Source organism: Corallococcus sp. NCSPR001 (assembly GCF_017309135.1).
In the GTDB taxonomy this organism is placed as follows: Bacteria; Myxococcota; Myxococcia; order Myxococcales; family Myxococcaceae; genus Corallococcus.
Genome location: NZ_JAFIMS010000002.1, coordinates 7,716,175 through 7,733,334 on the forward strand (window position 1 = coordinate 7,716,175; position 17,160 = coordinate 7,733,334).

5 protein-coding genes are annotated in these 17,160 nt (G+C 70.9%); 3 read left to right on the top strand and 2 right to left on the bottom strand.

All coding sequences use genetic code 11. The features are described 5' to 3' along the window. Together JYJ93_RS32800 and JYJ93_RS32805 are read right to left on the bottom strand one after the other, a co-directional pair. On the bottom strand, window positions 1-1,038 hold the full coding sequence (locus tag JYJ93_RS32800) for a transketolase C-terminal domain-containing protein (RefSeq protein WP_206798496.1): 1,038 nt from the start codon (window positions 1,036-1,038) through the stop codon (window positions 1-3). Then, window positions 1,035-1,982: a thiamine pyrophosphate-dependent enzyme gene (locus JYJ93_RS32805; RefSeq protein WP_206798497.1), complete on the bottom strand. Its 948-nt coding sequence runs from the start codon at window positions 1,980-1,982 to the stop codon at window positions 1,035-1,037. The genes JYJ93_RS32800 and JYJ93_RS32805 overlap by 4 nt, the downstream gene beginning before the upstream one ends. Before the next feature lie 199 nt (window positions 1,983-2,181). Between JYJ93_RS32805 and JYJ93_RS32810 the strand changes: the two genes are divergently transcribed. Genes JYJ93_RS32810 through JYJ93_RS32820 form a run of 3 tightly spaced genes read left to right on the top strand, consistent with a single transcriptional unit; the run spans window position 2,182 to window position 17,004 of the window. Further along, on the top strand, window positions 2,182-3,849 hold the full coding sequence (locus JYJ93_RS32810; RefSeq protein ID WP_206798498.1) for an AMP-binding protein: 1,668 nt from the start codon (window positions 2,182-2,184) through the stop codon (window positions 3,847-3,849). 20 nt (window positions 3,850-3,869) lie between these two features. Further along, complete coding sequence (locus tag JYJ93_RS32815) at window positions 3,870-4,133, top strand: phosphopantetheine-binding protein (RefSeq protein ID WP_206798499.1); 264 nt, start codon at window positions 3,870-3,872, stop codon at window positions 4,131-4,133. Between the two features lie 55 nt (window positions 4,134-4,188). Continuing rightward, a complete protein-coding gene (locus JYJ93_RS32820; RefSeq protein ID WP_206798500.1) occupies window positions 4,189-17,004 on the top strand; it encodes a non-ribosomal peptide synthase/polyketide synthase in 12,816 nt (4,271 codons plus the stop codon). The last annotated feature ends 156 nt before the right edge of the window (window positions 17,005-17,160 follow it).

Below are 17,160 nucleotides of genomic sequence, written 5' to 3' on the forward strand. Positions count from 1 at the left end.
TCAGTCCCTCCTCGTTGCGGGTTCCACGGCAAACACCGGGGTTCTTGGGAGCACTCCCAGGATGCGCTCGGCCACCTGCCCGCCCTCCAGGCCATGGCCCTTGAGCAACGCCTCGTGCGAACCCGCGCGCGAGTCGTAGCGGTCCTGCAGGCCCACGCGCAGCACGCGCCGCCCCAGGTCCAGCGAGCAAACCGTCTCGCACACCGCGCTGCCCAGACCGCCCAGCACGTTGTGCTCCTCCACCGTCACCAGGAGCCGCGTGCGCGCCGCCGTCTCGCGCACCGCCTCCTCGTCCAGCGGCTTCAACGTATGCACGTTGAGCACGCGCGCGGAGACGCCCTGCGCCTCCAGCAGCTTCGCGGCGTCCAGCGCCACGGACACGCCCACCTCGCCGTGCGCGAGCAGCCCCACGTCGTCGCCCTCGCGCAGGAGCGCGGCGCGGCCCAGCTCGAACGGCGGGCGCGGGATGTCCAGCCGGGTGACGCGGTTGCGGCCCAGCCGCAGGTACACCGGCCCTTCGTGCTGGAGCATCGCGCGCGTGGCCTGCACCGTCTCCAGGCCGTCCGCGGGTGACACCACGGTGAGGTTGGGCATCGCGCGCAGCACGGCCAGGTCTTCAATCGCGTGGTGCGTGGGGCCGAAGAAGGCACCCGCCACGCCGCCGTAGTCGCACACCAGCTTCACGTTGGCGCGCGCATAGGCCAGGTTCAGCCGCACCTGCTCGCACGCGCGCATCACGCCGAACGCCGCGAAGCTGTGCGCGATGACGGTGTGCCCGCCGTGCGCCAGGCCACACGCCATGTCCAGCATGGTGGCCTCGCAGATGCCCAGGTTGAAGTAGCGCTGGGGGTGGCGCTTCTCGAACGGATCGCCTCCGCCGCCCAGGTCCGCCTCCAGGAAGACGACGCGCGCGTCATCTTGCGCGAAGCGCGCCGCCGCGTGCCGGAACACCAGCCGGCTGGACAGCTCCGGGTGCGCGGCGAGCCACGCCTCCGGCGCCTGGGCCAGGTCCACCGTCGACTCGAGCGACGCGCTCACTGGCCGTCCTCCCCCAGCGACGCGAGCGCCCGCCGCAGGTGCTCCGGCGAGAACACCGCGTAGTGCGGCCCCTTGCCCTTGAGCATGGGCACGCCCGCGCCCTTCTGCGTCCGGGCGACGATGGCGCGCGGACGGCAGCCCACGACGGGCGCCTCCAGCGCGGCCACCAGCGCGGGCAGGTCGTGCCCGTCCACCTCCAGCGACTGGAAGCCGAACGCGTCCAGCCTCTGGACCAGCGCCTCCTGCGACAGGATGGACTCGGTGGGGCCATCGTTCTGTCCGCCGTTGCGGTCGATGATCAGCGTGAGGCCGGTGAGCTTGCGGTGCGACGCCACCTGGAGCGCTTCCCAGTTGGAGCCCTCGCCCATCTCTCCGTCTCCGCAGACGACGAAGGTGCGGTTGGGTTCCCCGCGCAGCACGTGCGCGAGCGTCAGGCCCACGCCCAGCCCCAGGCCGTGGCCCAGGCTGCCGGTGGCGAACTCCACGCCCGGCACCGCCGCGTTCACGTGGCCGGTGAAGATGCTGCCGTCCGCGTTGTACTCGCGCACCAGCGTCTCCACGTCCACGAAGCCGAACTCCGCCAGCGCCGCGTAGAGCCCCGCCGCCGCGTGCCCCTTGGACAGGATGAGGTGGTCACGCTCCGGTGCCTTCGGCGCGCGCGGATCCACGCGCATCACCCGGCCCAGCAGCGCCACCAGGATCTCCACCATCGACAGCGAGCCGCCCAGGTGACAGCCCGACGGCGTCGCCGCCAGCCGCACGATGGTCCGGCGGATGCGCTTCGCCCGTCCGGGCAGCAGCGCCAGACCCGCATCCGACGCGGCGCCCGCAGCCCCGTCCCCAGGGCGGGCAGGCGCCACCGGGCCGCCGGAGGCCGTGGGTTCTTCTGGCGTCCGCGCGTCGCGCGACAGCCCGGGGGTCGTTGGATTCGCCGAGAAGGTCATGCCCGTAGCGTCGCTGACACAGCCCAGGAATCCGGCTGTTGTGAGACACCCTAGGAAAACGCATCATGCGCCGTCAACGCGGATTTTCTCAGGATGTAGATGTACGAGAAAAAACCGTCTTGCCCGGTAATATCGCGGTGTTACACACGCGGAAGGCTCGACATTCCCCGGTTTCACGTCACTCGGAGGAGACCTTCAGATGGGGCAGCGTTTCCATAACGCAGCGGCATTGGAGAAGGGTGCGGAGTACCGCCGAAAGGGTTGGTGGCGTGACATCACGGTCGTTGACGATCTGCGTCGCTGCGTCCAGGCGCACCCGGACAAGACCGCGATCATCGCCGCACGGTACTTTTCCAAGGACATCACGCGGCTGACGTACGCGGAGCTGGCGCGATACATGGACCGGTTCGCGCTGGGCCTGCGCGAGCTGGGCGTGGGGCGCGAGGACATCGTCGCGGTGCAGCTGCCCAACGGGTGGCACTTCACGGCGCTGGCGCTGGCGTGCGCGCGGTTGGGGGCGGTCATCGCGCCCATTCCGCCGGACTACCGGCGCCGCGAGGTGGAGTTCATCCTGGGGCGCACGGAGGCCTCCGTGTACGTGGGGCCCACGTCATGGACGGGGCACTCCCACCGGGACATGGCGCGCGACATCGCGGCGGTGCTGCCGTCCCTGCGCCACCGGGTGCTGCTGGGCAGCAACACCGACCTCCAGGCCGGCGAGCAGGACTTCGAGCGCCACTTCATCGAGCGCGAGTGGGAGAAGGAGGCGTCGCTGGAGGGCATCGCGCCCGCGGCCTCGGACGACGTGTGCAACATCCTCTATACGTCCGGCACCACGGGCGAGCCGAAGGGCGTGGTGCACTCGCACAACACGAACTACGGCATCACGCGCGCGCTCTGCGACACGTTGGGCATCGACGCGACGGACGTGGTGGCGCTGCCGTCGCTGCTGACGGCGTCCACGGGGTTCACGTACTCGTACCTGATGCCCATCCTGCTGGGGGCCACGGCCATCTACATGGACGTGGGCGACCCGGAGCTGACGCTCAAGCTCTTCGAGGAGCACGGCGTCACGTTCACGTACGGCATTCCCACGTACCTGATGAACCTCATCGCGTTGCAGCGAAAGCGCCAGCGCAACACCTCCTCGCTGCGGCAGTTGGCCACGGGCTCCATCCCGGTGCCGCCGCACCTCATCGCGGCGGTGCGAGAGGTGTTCGGCGTGCGGCTGCACACGCTGTGGGGCATGACGGAGAACGGCGCGGTCACCATCACCCGGCACGAGGACCCGCCGGACTGGCCCAGCCAGAGTGATGGACGGGCGGTGGCGTGGATGGAGACGCGAATCGTCCCGGCGCTCGCGGAGGACGGCACGCCGTACCCGGATGGGACGGGAAGGCTCATGGTGCGCGGCGCCAGCCAGTGCCTCACCTACTTCATGCGTGACGACGTGTACGCCGCGGCGGTGGACGCGGAGGGCTGGTTCGACACGGGCGACCTGGCGCGCGACGACGGGCGCGGCGGCATCCGCATCGTGGGGCGGCTGAAGGACGTCATCTTCCGGTACGGGTACAAGATCCCCGTGGTGGAGGTGGAGTCCGCGCTGTACTCGCACCCGAAGGTGAAGGAGGTCGCGGTCGTCGCACACTCGGACGACAGGATTGGCGGCGAGCGGGTATGCGCCGTCGTCGTGGTGCGCGAGGGAGAGGCCCCGCCCACGCTCAACGAACTGCGCGACCACCTCAAGCAGCAGGGCATGTCCAACCAGTACTGGCCGGACCGCCTGGACCTCATCGACGAGATGCCCAAGACGGCCACCGGCAAGGTGCGCAAGTACCTGCTGCGCGAGCGGCTCAAGCCCGCGTGAGCGGGCGAAAAGGAACGGCCTTGAACCCGAGCCCCGAAGAAGCCTCCAGCCTGACGGACACGGAAGCGAAGCTGGCGGCGTGGTGGAAGGAGTTGCTGGGCGTGGAGGTCGTGCGCCCGGAGGACCACTTCCTGGAGATTGGCGGCAACTCCCTGATGGCCACGGTCCTGTCCAATCGCATCGAGAGCGAGCTGGGCGTGGAGGTGCCCATGGTGGAGCTGTTCAACACGCTCCGGGCCGTGGCCACGCTGTGCGACGAGCTGCGCCAGGAGCAGACCGCTTGAGCCAGGCCGCCCCTCCGGGGGCGGTCCCCCTCCCCCGCCTTCCCCCGAGCGAGACATGACGACCGAGCACCCCGGCTCCCCTTCCGCCTCCGCGCCGAAGTCCCCGGCGAGGCCCCGTCGTCGAGCGCCGCCCGTGGTGCCCGTCCCCCGCGACGCCTTGCTGCCGCTCTCCTTCGGGCAGCAGCGGATGTGGTTCATCGAGCAGCTCACGCCCGGGGGCATCTCCTACAACGTCCCGTACTTCGCGCGGCTCACCGGCGCGCTGGACGTCCCCGCGCTGGAGCGGGCGCTGGCCGTGCTGGTGGAGCGGCACGAAGCGCTGCGCACCACCTTCGCCGTGGTGGACGGCCAGCCGGTGCAGAGCATCGCGCCGTCGCTGCGCCTGCCGCTGTCCGTGGAGACGCTGGAGCAGGTGCCCGCGCCCGAGCGGGAGCAGACCTTGCGACAGGTCGCGGAGGCGGAGGCGAGAACCCCCTTCGACCTGCGCCGGGGGCCGCTGGTGCGCGCGCGGCTCCTGCGGCTGGGGGAAGCGGAGCACGTGCTGCTCCTGATGCTGCACCACATCTGCTGCGACGGCTGGTCGCTCACGGTGATGGAGCGGGAGCTGCGAACGCTCTACGCGGCCTCTCGCGTCGGCACGACGCCCGCGCTCCCCGCGCTGCCGGTGCAGTACGCGGACCATGCGGTGTGGCAGCGGCAGTGGCTCCAGGGCGAGCACCTGCGGCAGCAAGTCGAGTGGTGGCGGGGAGAACTCTCTGGAGCCCCCGCCGCGCTGGAGCTGCCCACGGACCGTCCCCGTCCCGCCGCGCAGTCCACGCGGGGCGCGGTGTACCGCCACGCGCTGCCTCCAGGGTTGGGAAAGGCGCTGGACGCGCTGTGCCGCAAGCAGGGTGTGACGTTGTTCATGGCGCTCCTGGGCGGCATGCACCTGCTGCTCTCGCGGCTCAGCGGCCAGGACGACATCGTCATCGGCTCCCCCATCTCCGGCCGCACCCGCCAGGAGGTGGAGCCGCTCATCGGCTTCTTCATCAACACGTTGCCCCTGCGCGTGCGGGGTGAAGGCGCGCACGGCTTCGGAGAGTTGCTGCGCCGCGTGCGCAAGACGTGCCTGGACGCGTACGCGCACCAGGAGGTGCCCTTCGAACAGCTGGTGGACGCGCTCCAGCCCGAGCGCGACCTGAGCCGTCCGCCGCTGTTCCAGGTGTTCTTCACGCTCCAGCACTCGGCCGTGCCCGCGCTGGAGCTGGAGGGGCTGCGCACGTCCGAGCTGGACTTCGAGCCGGGCGTGTCGCGCATGGACCTCACCGTCTTCCTGCGCGAGACGCCGGAAGGGCTCGTGGGGCTCTGGGAGTACAGCACCGACCTCTTCGACGCCGCGACGGTGGCGCGCTTCGCGGAGCACTACGCGCGCCTGCTGGAGGCCGCGGTCGCGGAGCCGGAGCGCCCCGTGGCCACGCTTCCGCTGCTCACCGCACAGGAGCGCGGGCAGTTGCTCGGCCAGGGGACGGGAGAGGCCGTCCCCTACCCTCGGGATGCATCCCTGGCCGCGCTCTTCGGGGAGCAGGCCGCGCGCACGCCCGGCGCCGTGGCCGTGGAGGCGGGAGGCCAGCGGCTCACGTACGCGGAGCTGGAGACCCGGGCGAACCAGCTCGCGCACCACCTGCGTGCGCTGGGCGTGCGGCTGGGGACGCCGGCGGGCCTGTGCGCAGGCCGGTCGCTGGAGATGGTCGTGGCGACGCTCGCCATCCTCAAGGCGGGGGGCGCGTACGTGCCGTTGGATCCGGGCTATCCCGCCGAGCGCCTGGAGCTCATGGCGCGCGACGCCCGCATCACCGTGCTGCTGCTGGAGCAGGGGCGTGAGTCCTCGCTGAAGGGGTGGGCCTCACGGGTCGTGAGGCTCGACCCGTCCTGGCGGGACTTCGAGGCCCGGCCGAAGACCGCGCCCGACGTGCAGGTCCCCGCCGAAGCGCTCGCCTACGTCATGTACACGTCCGGGAGCACCGGGCGGCCCAAGGGCGTGGGCGTTCCCCACCGGGCCGTGACGCGGCTGGTGAAGGGCGTGACCTACGTCCGGTTCGATGCCGAAGATGTCGTCCTCCAGTTGGCCACCACGTCGTTCGACGCCGCGACGCTGGAGCTGTGGGGCGCGCTGCTCAGCGGCGCGAAGCTGTTCCTCTATCCGCCGGTGACACCGTCGCTGGAGGAGCTGGAGGCCACGCTGGAGCGCGAGCGCATCAGCGTGATGTTCCTCACCACGGCGTTCTTCGAGCAGATGGCGCTGAACCGCCCCGCGGCGCTCGCCCGCGTGGGGCAGGTCCTCACGGGCGGCGACGTGCTGTCCCCGCTGGCCGCGCGCAAGCTTCTGGACGCGGGGCGCGCGGTCATCAACGGCTACGGCCCCACGGAGAACACCACGTTCTCCGCCACGTATCAGGTGAAGCGGGACCTGGATGCGCGGATGCCCGTGCCCATTGGCCGTCCGCTGGAGAACTCCCAGGCGCTGGTGCTGGACGCGCGCCTGGAGCCGGTGCCGCCCGGCGTCGTGGGCGACCTGTACGTGGGAGGCGATGGCCTCGCGTGGGGCTACCTGGACCGGCCCGACCTCACCGCGGACCGCTTCGTGCCCCATCCGTTCAGCGACGTCCCCGGCGCGCGGCTGTACCGCACGGGTGACCGTGCCCGGTGGCTGCCCTCCGGCGAGCTGGCGTTCATGGGGCGCGCGGACACGCAGGTGAAGCTGCGCGGCTTCCGCATCGAACTGGGGGAGATCGAGACCGCCCTGCGCCACCTGCCCGGCGTGGAGGACGCCGTGGCGGAGGTGCGCGAGTACGCGCCCGGCGACAAGCGGTTGGTGGCCTACCTCACTGGCGCGAACCTGGACGTGAGCGTGCTGCGTTCGCGCCTGTCCGACCAACTGCCGGCGCCGCTGGTCCCGGCCGCCTTCGTGAAGCTGGACCGGCTGCCGCTGACGCCCGTGGGCAAGGTGGACCGGAGGGCGCTCGCCACGCCCGTGGGTGACGCGCTCACGGAGGACGCCTATGTGGCGCCGGTCACCCCGACGGAGACGGCGGTGGCCGAGGTCTGGGCCGCGCTCCTGGGCCGCACGCGCGTGGGCACGCAGGACTCGTTCTTCGAGCTGGGTGGGCACTCGCTGCTCGCGACCCAGGTCACCTCCCGATTGAGGGAGACCTTCCAGGTGGACCTGTCCGTGCGAGCGCTGTTCGAAGCGCCCACCGTCACCAGCCTCGCCGCGCGCATCGATGCCCTGCGGAGGGAGAGCAGCCGGATCCAGGCTCTGCCACTGGTTCCCGGTCCCCGGGACGGCTGGCTGCCGCAGTCGTTCGCGCAGCAGCGGCTGTGGTTCATCTCGCAGCTCGACACGCTGGGGTACTCGTACAACGTGCCCATGGTCACGCGGCTGCGGGGCGCGCTGGACGCGGACGCGCTGGAGCGGAGCCTCGCGGAGATCATCCAGCGGCACGCGGTCCTGCGCACCACGTTCGACGAGGTGAATGGACAGCCGGTGCAGCGCATCGGGCCGGCCTGGGCCTTCACGCTGTCCAGGACGGACGTGGAGGCCGCGAAGCTCCCGGAGCAACTGGCCACGGAGGCCCGGCGCCCGTTCGACCTGCGGCGAGGCCCGCTGATGCGGGGGCTGCTCCTGCGCGTCGCGGCCGACGACCATGTGTTGATGCTCGTCATCCACCACATCGTCTTCGACGGGTGGTCCGTCGACGTGCTCCAGCGCGAGTTGAACGCGCTCTATCGCGCGCACGGACAGAGCCCCCTGCCGCCCCTGTCCCTCCAGTACGTGGACTACGCGCGGTGGCAGCGTGAGTCGTTCCAGGGGGAGGAGCTGGAGGACCAGCTCGCATGGTGGCGGGAGGCACTGGCGGGAGCACCGCCCGTGCTGGACCTGCCCACCGACAAGCCACGCCCGCCCGTGCAGACCTTCCAGGGCGCGAACTTCGAGGTGCTGTTGCCCCAGCCCCTCCATGGCTCACTCCAACTGCTGGGACAGCGTGAAGGCGCCACGCTGTTCATGACGCTGCTGGCGGGGTTCCAGGCCCTGCTCGCGCGCTACAGCGGCCAGGAGGACGTCGTCGTCGGCTCGCCCATCTCCGGCCGCAATCGCCGCGAGGTGGAGGGGCTCATCGGCTTCTTCGTCAATACGCTCGCCCTGCGCGCGGAGGTCCCTGGGGCGCGTTCCTTCCGGCAGTTGCTGCGCGGCGTGCGCGAGAGCTGCCTGGGTGCGTTCGCGCATCAGGACCTGCCGTTCGAACAACTGGTGGACGCGCTCAAGCCGCCGCGTGACCTGAGCCGGACACCCCTGGTGCAGTCGATGTTCGTCCTGCAGCGGGCCGCGACGCCGCTGTCCCTGCCCGGCCTCGCGGTGGAGGACTTCCCATTCCAGTCGGGCGTCTCCCGCTTCGACCTCATGCTGTTCATGCGGCAGACGCCGCACGGGCTCGTCGCCTACTGGGAATACAACACCGCCCTCTTCGAGGAGGCGACCGTCGCCCGGATGGCCGGGCACTATGTGCGGCTGCTCGAAGGCGTCACCGAGAACCCCGAGTTGCCCCTGGCGGCCCTGTCGCTCCTGTCGCGGGAGGAACGCGAGCAACTCCTGGTCGCATGGAACAACCGCGAGGAACGGCTTGCCACGCCGGGGCTGATCCACGCCTGGGTGGAGGCGCAGGTCGCGCGGACACCGGAAGCGGTCGCGGTGACGAACGGCGCGGAGTCGCTGACGTATGCGCAACTGGATGCACGCGCCAACCAACTCGCGCATCACCTCATCGCCCTGGGCGTCACGCCGGGCAGCTCCGTCGGGCTGTGCCTGGAGCGCTCCAGCCTGGACATGCCTCTCGCCGTCCTCGCCACCCTCAAGGCCGGCGCCGCCTACGTCCCGCTGGATCCGAACTACCCGGCCGAGCGTCTGGCCCTGATGGTGGAGGACACGCGCGCTCCGGTCGTCCTCGCGCATGAGGGCTTCGTGCGGGCGCTGCCGCCAGACACCTCCGCGCGCATCGTGACGATGGAGACCGTCTCACTGGCTTCGCGCCCCACCACGTCGCCGAACGTGAGGCTGTCGCCCGAGGCCGTCTGCTACGTCGTCTTCACCTCGGGCAGCACTGGACGGCCCAAGGGCATCGCCATGTCCCACCGGGGCATCGGCAACATGCTCGCGTGGCAGACCCGCCGGGCAGTGCGCGCGGAAGCCACGACGCTCCAGTTCGCTTCGCTCAACTTCGACGTCTCCTTCCAGGAGATATTCGGCACCTGGTGCATCGGTGGCCGGCTGCTGCTCAGCTCCGCGGAGTTGCGCCGCGACCCACCGGCGCTGCTGCGCTACCTCACCCAGCACCGCGTGGAGCGGCTCTTCCTCCCCTTCGTCGCGCTCCAGTCCCTGAGTGAAGCCGCGCGCACCGCGACGGAGTTGCCTCCGCTCAACGAGGTCATCACCGCGGGCGAGCAACTCCAGGTGACGCCCTCCGTCGTCGCCCTCTTCGAGCGGCTGCCCGGGTGCGTCCTCGAAAACCAGTACGGCCCTTCGGAGACCCATGCGGTCTCCGCGTGGCGTGCGTCAGGGCCTCCGAGCACGTGGCCCGCCCTGCCTCCGGTAGGCACGCCGCTGCCCGCGGTCCAGGCCTATGTGTTGGATCCGCGCCGAGAGCCCTGCCCTGTCGGCGTCCCAGGCGAGCTGTACGTGGGCGGTGAAGGACTCGCGCACGGCTACCACGGCCGGCCGGACCTCACCGCGGAGCGCTTCGTTCCTTCCCCCTTCAGCACCACGCCGGGCGCCCGCCTCTACCGTACGGGCGACAAGGCTCGCTGGCTCGCGGATGGACAACTGGAGTTCCTGGGCCGCCTGGACGGTCAGGTGAAGCTGCGCGGCTTCCGCGTCGAACTGGGCGAAGTGGAGTCCGCCCTGCGCGCCCTGCCCGACGTGCGGGACGTGGTCGTCGTGGTGCGTGAGGACACGCCGGGCCACAAGCAACTGGTGGCCTACGTGGTCCAACCGGAAGCGTCCTTCTCACCGGAGGCGCTGAGGCAGGCGCTGGCGCGGCGGCTGCCGGAGCACATGGTGCCCTCCGCGCTGGTGCGCATGGACGCGCTCCCCCTGGGCCCGAGCGGCAAGGTGAACCGCAACGGCCTGCCCGCCCCCAAGGAGGAAGCCGAGGACGACACCGGGTTCCTGGCCCCCATGACGGCGGTGGAGAAGGTGATCGCCGACATCTGGGCATCCCTGCTCGTGGTGCCGCGCGTGGGCTTGCAGGACCACTTCTTCGAATTGGGCGGGCACTCGCTGCTCGCCACGCAGGTGGTCTCCCGGCTGCGGGAGGCCTTCCAGGTGGACCTGTCCCTGCGCGTCCTCTTCGAGGCGCCCACCGTCGCGCAGCTCGCCGCGCGGTTGGAGGAACAGCTGCACGGCGCGAACCGTAAGGCCGTCCCGCCGCTGGTCCCCCATCTTCGCGGCGCGCTCGTTCCCCAGTCGTTCTCCCAGCAGCGGCTGTGGTTCGTCTCTCAGTTGGACACCAGCGAGCACGCCTACAACCTGCCCCTGGTCACCCGGCTGCGGGGGCGGCTGGATACGCAGGCACTGGAGGACGCGCTCAACGCCCTCATCCGGCGTCACGAGGTCCTGCGCACCACGTTCGACGAAGTGGACGGCCAGCCGGTGCAGCGCATCGGCCCCGCGTGGAGGCTCACCCTGAAGCAGGTGGACGTGGATCCGCGCATTCCGCTCCAGCGTCAGGTGGAGACCGAAGCGCACGTGCCCTTCGACCTGCGCCGGGGCCCCCTGCTCCGGGCCACGCTGCTCCGGATCGCGGACGAGGATCAGTTCCTCATCCTCAACTTCCATCACAGCGTCTTCGACGGCTGGTCCATTGCCTTGCTCCAGCGGGAGCTGGATGCGCTCTACCTCGCCCGGCGCCAGGGCACGGAGGCCGCGCTCCCGCCCATCTCCGTCCAGTACTCGGATTATGCGCTGTGGCAGCGCGCCTGGTTGCAGGGCGACGTGCTGGAAGAACAGGTGGCGTGGTGGCGCGAGCAGATGGCGGGGGCACCGCCCGTGCTCGACCTGCCCACCGACAAGCCACGTCCGCCCGTGCAGACCTTCCGGGGCGCGTACATCGAAGTCCCCTTGCCACCCGCGCTGACCAGCGCCCTCGTCTCCATGGGGCAGCGCGAGGGCACCACGCTGTTCATGACGCTGCTGGCGGGGTTCCAGGCCCTGCTCGCGCGCTACAGCGGCCAGGACGACGTGGTGGTCGGCTCGCCCATCTCCGGCCGCAACCGCCGTGAGGTGGAGGGCCTGCTGGGCCTCTTCGTCAACACGCTCGCCCTGCGCGCGGATGTCTCTGGGGCGCGTTCCTTCCGCCACCTGTTGCGCGGCGTGCGCGAGAGCAGTCTGGGCGCCTTCGCGCATCAGGACCTGCCGTTCGAGCAGCTCGTGGAGGCGCTCAAGCCGCCACGCGACCTGAGCCGCGCGCCGCTGGTCCAGTCCCTCTTCGTCCTGCAACAGGCGGCCGTCCCCTTCTCGTTGCCCGGCCTCCAGGCGGAGGACGTCCCGTTCCAGACGGGCGTCTCCCGCTTCGACCTCATGCTCTTCGTGCGTGAGTCGCAGCAGGGGCTGACAGCCTTCTGGGAGTACAACACCGCCCTCTTCGAGGAAGCGACCCTCACCCGGATGGCCGGGCACTACGTGCGGCTGCTCCAGGGAGCGGTCCGCCAACCCGACCAGCCCCTGTCGGCCCTGCCGCTCCTCTCCGAGGAGGAACGACGCCAGGTCGTCGTGACGTGGAACGCCGCGAAGGACACGTCTTTCGACCCCGGGCTCATGCACCAATGGGTGGAAGCGCAGGTCGCGCGGACACCGGAAGCCATGGCCGTGACGAACGGCGCGGAGTCACTGACGTACGCGCAACTGGATGCACGCGCCAACCAACTCGCGCATCACCTCATCGCCCTGGGCGTCACGCCGGGCAGCTCCGTCGGGCTGTGCCTGGAGCGCTCCAGCCTGGACATGCCCGTCGCAGTCCTCGCCACCCTCAAGGCCGGTGCCGCCTACGTCCCGCTGGACCCGAACTACCCGGCCGAGCGCCTGGCCCTGATGGTGGAGGACACGCGCGCGCCGGTCGTCCTCGCGCATGAGGGCTTCGTGCGGGCGCTGCTCCCGGGCACCTCCGCGCGCATCGTGACGATGGAGACCGTCTCACTGGCTTCGCGCCCCATCACGTCGCCGAACGTGAGGCTGTCACCCGAAGCCGTCTGCTACGTCGTCTTCACCTCGGGCAGCACTGGACGGCCCAAGGGCATCGCCATGTCCCACCGGGGCATCGGCAACATGCTCGCGTGGCAGACCCGCCGGGCAGTGCGCGCGGAAGCCACGACGCTCCAGTTCGCTTCGCTCAACTTCGACGTCTCCTTCCAGGAGATATTCGGCACCTGGTGCATCGGTGGCCGGCTGCTGCTCAGCTCCGCGGAGTTGCGCCGCGACCCACCGGCGCTGCTGCGCTACCTCACCCAGCACCGCGTGGAGCGGCTCTTCCTCCCCTTCGTCGCGCTCCAGTCCCTGAGTGAAGCCGCGCGCACCGCGACGGAGTTGCCTCCGCTCAACGAGGTCATCACCGCGGGCGAGCAACTCCAGGTGACGCCCTCCGTCGTCGCCCTCTTCGAGCGGCTGCCCGGGTGCGTCCTCGAAAACCAGTACGGTCCTTCGGAGACGCACGCCGCCAGCGCATGGCGGGCTTCGGGGCCTCCGAGCACCTGGCCCGCCCTGCCTCCGGTGGGAACGCCGCTGACCAACGTCCAGACCTACGTCCTGGATGCACGCGGGAATCCGAGCCCCGTCGGCGTCCCGGGAGAGGTCTTCATCGGGGGTGAAGGGCTCGCGCACGGCTACCACAACCGGCCGGACCTCACCGCGGAGCGCTTCGTGCCCTCCCCCTTCAGCGCCACGCCGGGAGCCCGCCTCTACCGCACGGGCGACAAGGCCCGCTGGCTCGCGGATGGACAACTGGAGTTCCTCGGCCGCCTGGACGGTCAGGTGAAGCTGCGCGGCTTCCGCGTCGAACTGGGCGAAGTGGAGTCCGCCCTGCGCGCCCTGCCCGACGTGCAGGACGTGGTCGTCGTGCTGCGCGAGGACACGCCGGGCTTCAAGCGGCTGGTGGCCTACGTGGTGCAACCGGAGACGGCCTTCTCCGCGGAGGCGCTGAGGCAGGCACTGTCGCGACGGCTTCCGGAGTACATGGTGCCCTCCGCGCTGGTGCGCATGGACGCGCTCCCCCTGGGCCCGAGCGGCAAGGTGAACCGCAACGGCCTGCACGTTCCGACGGAGGAGGCCCTCCCCGGGACCGTCTACGTGGCCCCGGTCTCCGCGGTGGAGAAGCTCATCGCGGACATCTGGGCACCGCTGCTGGGCGTGCCGCGCGTGGGCACGCAGGACCACTTCTTCGAGCTGGGCGGCCACTCGCTGCTCGCGACCCAGGTGGCCTCCCGTCTGCGTGAGTCGCTTCAGATGGAGCTGCCCGTGCGCATGCTCTTCGAGGCCCCGACGCTCGCGGAGCTGGCCGCTCGAATCGAAGCCCTGCGCCAGGAAGCCCATCCCCTCCAGACACAGCCCCTGGTGCGCACGGAGGCGGGAGACTCCGCGCCCCAGTCCTTCCCGCAGCAGCGGCTTTGGTTCATCGACGCGCTCGCACCGGGCGGGTTCGCCTTCAACGTCCCGTTGTTCATCCGGTGCAAGGGACCGCTCGACGTGGCCGCGCTGGAGCGGTCGCTCGCGGCGCTCATCGACCGCCACGAGTCCCTGCGCACGGTGTTCGCGGAGGAGAACGGCCAGCCCGTTCAGCGCGTCCTGCCCTCGGTGCCCTTCGCGCTCGCCTTCGAGCGGCTGGAGGACGTGCCGCCCCCGCAGCGCGACACCGTCCTGCGCCAGCGGGCCGAGGAGCGGATGCGCCACGTCTTCGACCTGCGCACGGATCCGCTGCTGACGGCGACGCTGCTGCGGCTGGACGCGGAGGACCACGCGCTCTTCCTGCTCATGCATCACATCATCACGGACGGCTGGTCCACGGAGGTGATGGGGCGCGAGCTGGGCATCCTCTACGACGCCTTCACCCGGGACCAGACGCCGCGTCTGCCGCCGCTGCCCATCCGATACACGGACTACGCCCGCTGGCAGCGCGCGACGTTGCAGGGCGAAGGGCTCGACGCGCAGCTCGCGTGGTGGAAGCGGCAACTCAACGGTGCGCCCCACGCGCTGGAGCTGCCCACCGACCGGCCTCGTCCGCCCGTGCAGGCCCAGGCGGGCGCGGCCCACCTGGTGCGGATCCCCGCCGCGGTGGACGCCGCCGTGCGCGAGCTGTGTCACCAGCAGGGCGTCACGTCCTTCATGGCGCTGCTCGCGGGCTTCCACGCCCTGCTCGCGCGCTACAGCGGCCAGGACGACGTGGTGGTCGGCTCGCCCATCTCCGGCCGCAACCACCGCGAGGTGGAGGGGCTCATCGGCTTCTTCGTCAACGCCCTGCCCCTGCGCGTGAAGGTCTCCGGCGCCGAGTCCTTCCAGGTCCTGCTCGCCCGGGTGCGCGAGACGTGCCTGGGCGCGTACGCGCACCAGGAGGTGCCCTTCGAGCAACTGGTGGACGCACTCCAGACTCCGCGAGACCTGAGCCGCACGCCCGTCTTCCAGGCCGTGTTCGCGCTCTTCAAGGACTTCCCCGGCTTCCCCCTGCGAGGGCTGGAGACAGCGCCGGTGCCCTTCGACCCAGGGCTCGCGAAGCACGACCTCACGCTGTTCATGCGCGAATCCGTAACCGGGTTGCTGACGCACTGGGAATACAACACCGCGCTCTTCGACGCGGCGACGGTGGAGCGCATGGCCGGGCACTACCTGCGCCTGCTGGAGCAGGTGACGCGAAATCCAGAGCGTCCGCTCGCGTCGCTGTCGCTGCTGACGGAGGCGGAGCGCCAGCAGGTCCTCGTGGAGTGGAACGACACCGCGCTCGAGGTCCCCGTGGACCTTCGCGTGCCCACGCGCATCGCGGATCAGGCACGGCTGAGACCGGAGGCGCTCGCGCTGGCGGGCGACGGGCAGCAACTGACGTTCGGGGAGCTGGAGGCCCGGTCGAACCAGCTCGCGAACCTGCTACGCGCGCAGGACGTGAAGCCGGAGACCGTGGTCGCCCTGTGCGTGGACCGCACGCCCGGCTACGTGTGGGGCGCGCTGGGCATCCTGAAGTCGGGCGGGGCCTATCTGCCCATGGACCTGACGTGGCCGGAGGCCTGGTGGCGGCACGTGCTCACGGACAGTGGCGCGCGCATCGTCGTCACCCGGCAGTCCTTCGCCTCCCGCTTCGAGGGATGTGGCGTGCGCGTGCTCTGCCTGGACGCGGAGCCCGCGCTGGAGACCCAGCCCGTCACCGCGCCCGGCGTGCCACTGCACGCGGAGGCTATGGCCTACGTCATCTACACGTCGGGCAGCACCGGCAAACCCAAGGGCGTCGCGGTGACGCATGGGACGTTGGCGAACCTCGTCGCGGGGCTCGGCACGGCGGCGGAGATGGGACCGGCGGACCGGGCCACGCTGCTGACGGGGCTCGCGTTCGACGCGACCGTCTTCGAGACCTGGCCGGCCCTCTCGCATGGCGCCAGCATCCATCTGCCCACGGACGAGGTGCGCGCGGAGCCCGCGAGACTGGTGCGCTGGCTCGCGGCGGAGGGCATCACGCTCAGCACGCTGCCCACGCCCATGGCGGAGGCCGCGCTGGAGCAGCCCTGGCCGCCCGGCATGCCGCTGCGCCGGGTGCACGTGGCCGGTGACGTGCTGCACCGCCGTCCGGGGCCCTCCGTTCCGGGGCAGTGGCTCAACTGCTACGGCCCCACGGAGAACACCGTCATCGCGACCTCCGGCGTCGTGAAGCGCGACGCGCCCGAAGGCCTGCTGCCTCCCATCGGGAGCCCGGAGCCCAACGTGCGCGTGTACGTGCTGGATGCCACGGGACAGCCCGTGCCGGTGGGCCTTTGGGGTGAACTGTTCCTCGGAGGCGCCCAGGTGGCGCGCGGCTACCTGGGCCAGCCCGCGCTCACGGCGGAGCGCTTCGGACCGGATCCGTTCTCCCAGGAACCCGGCGCGCGGCTGTACCGCACGGGCGACGTGGTGCGGTGGCTCGCGGATGGCACGTTGGAGTTCCGGGGCCGCGCGGACTCGCAGGTGAAGCTGCGAGGCTTCCGCATCGAACTGGGCGAGGTGGAGGCCGCGCTGCTCTCACAGCCTTCGGTGAAGGAGGCGGTGGCGCAGGTGCGCGAGGACGTGCCGGGACAACGCCGGTTGGTCGCGTACCTGGTGCTCCGCGATGGGTCCACGTTCGCGGTGGACGCGCTGCGGGCCTCGCTGCGGCGGTCGCTCGCGGAGCACGCGGTGCCGTCCGCGTTCGTGGTGCTGGAGCGGCTGCCCCTCACCGCGAACGGCAAGCTGGACCGCAAGGCCCTGCCCGCGCCGGACGTGCACCGGCCCGAATTGAGCGAAGACTACCGCGTCCCCGAGGCAGGCCTGGAACAGACGCTGGCCGCGCTCTGGGCCGAAGTGCTGGGGCTGGAGCGCGTGGGCGCGAGCGACAACTTCTTCGACCTGGGCGGCAACTCGCTGCTGCTCCAGTCCGTGCACGCGAAGCTGGAAGCACTGGTGGGCCGCAAGGTCCCGCTGGTCACGCTCTTCCAGTACCCCACGGTGCGCGCGCTCGCCGGCCACCTATCACCGCCGAAGGACACGCCACCGGCGGCGGCTCCCGCACCCGCGCAGGACCCGGGTGCACAACGGCGGGACAACCTGCGGCGCATGGCCCAGCGGCGCGGCAAGCATTAGCAACAAGTTTAGAAGGCTTTGATCGTCAGAAGTGGAGAGGGTCACGACAAAGGACCGCCCTACTCTTCGGCCCTTGAGAGTTGGCCTCGCCCCTGACGCCGAAGCACCATACCCCACACAGACGCACCCCAACCAACCAGCTTCTACAAAGGCGAA

Excerpts from the sequence above, each read along its gene's own strand:
- JYJ93_RS32820 (WP_206798500.1), top strand. The coding sequence starts at position 4,189 with ATGACGACCGAGCACCCCGGCTCCCCTTCCGCCTCCGCGCCGAAGTCC.
- JYJ93_RS32805 (WP_206798497.1), bottom strand. The coding sequence starts at position 1,982 with ATGACCTTCTCGGCGAATCCAACGACCCCCGGGCTGTCGCGCGACGCG.
- JYJ93_RS32810 (WP_206798498.1), top strand. The coding sequence starts at position 2,182 with ATGGGGCAGCGTTTCCATAACGCAGCGGCATTGGAGAAGGGTGCGGAG.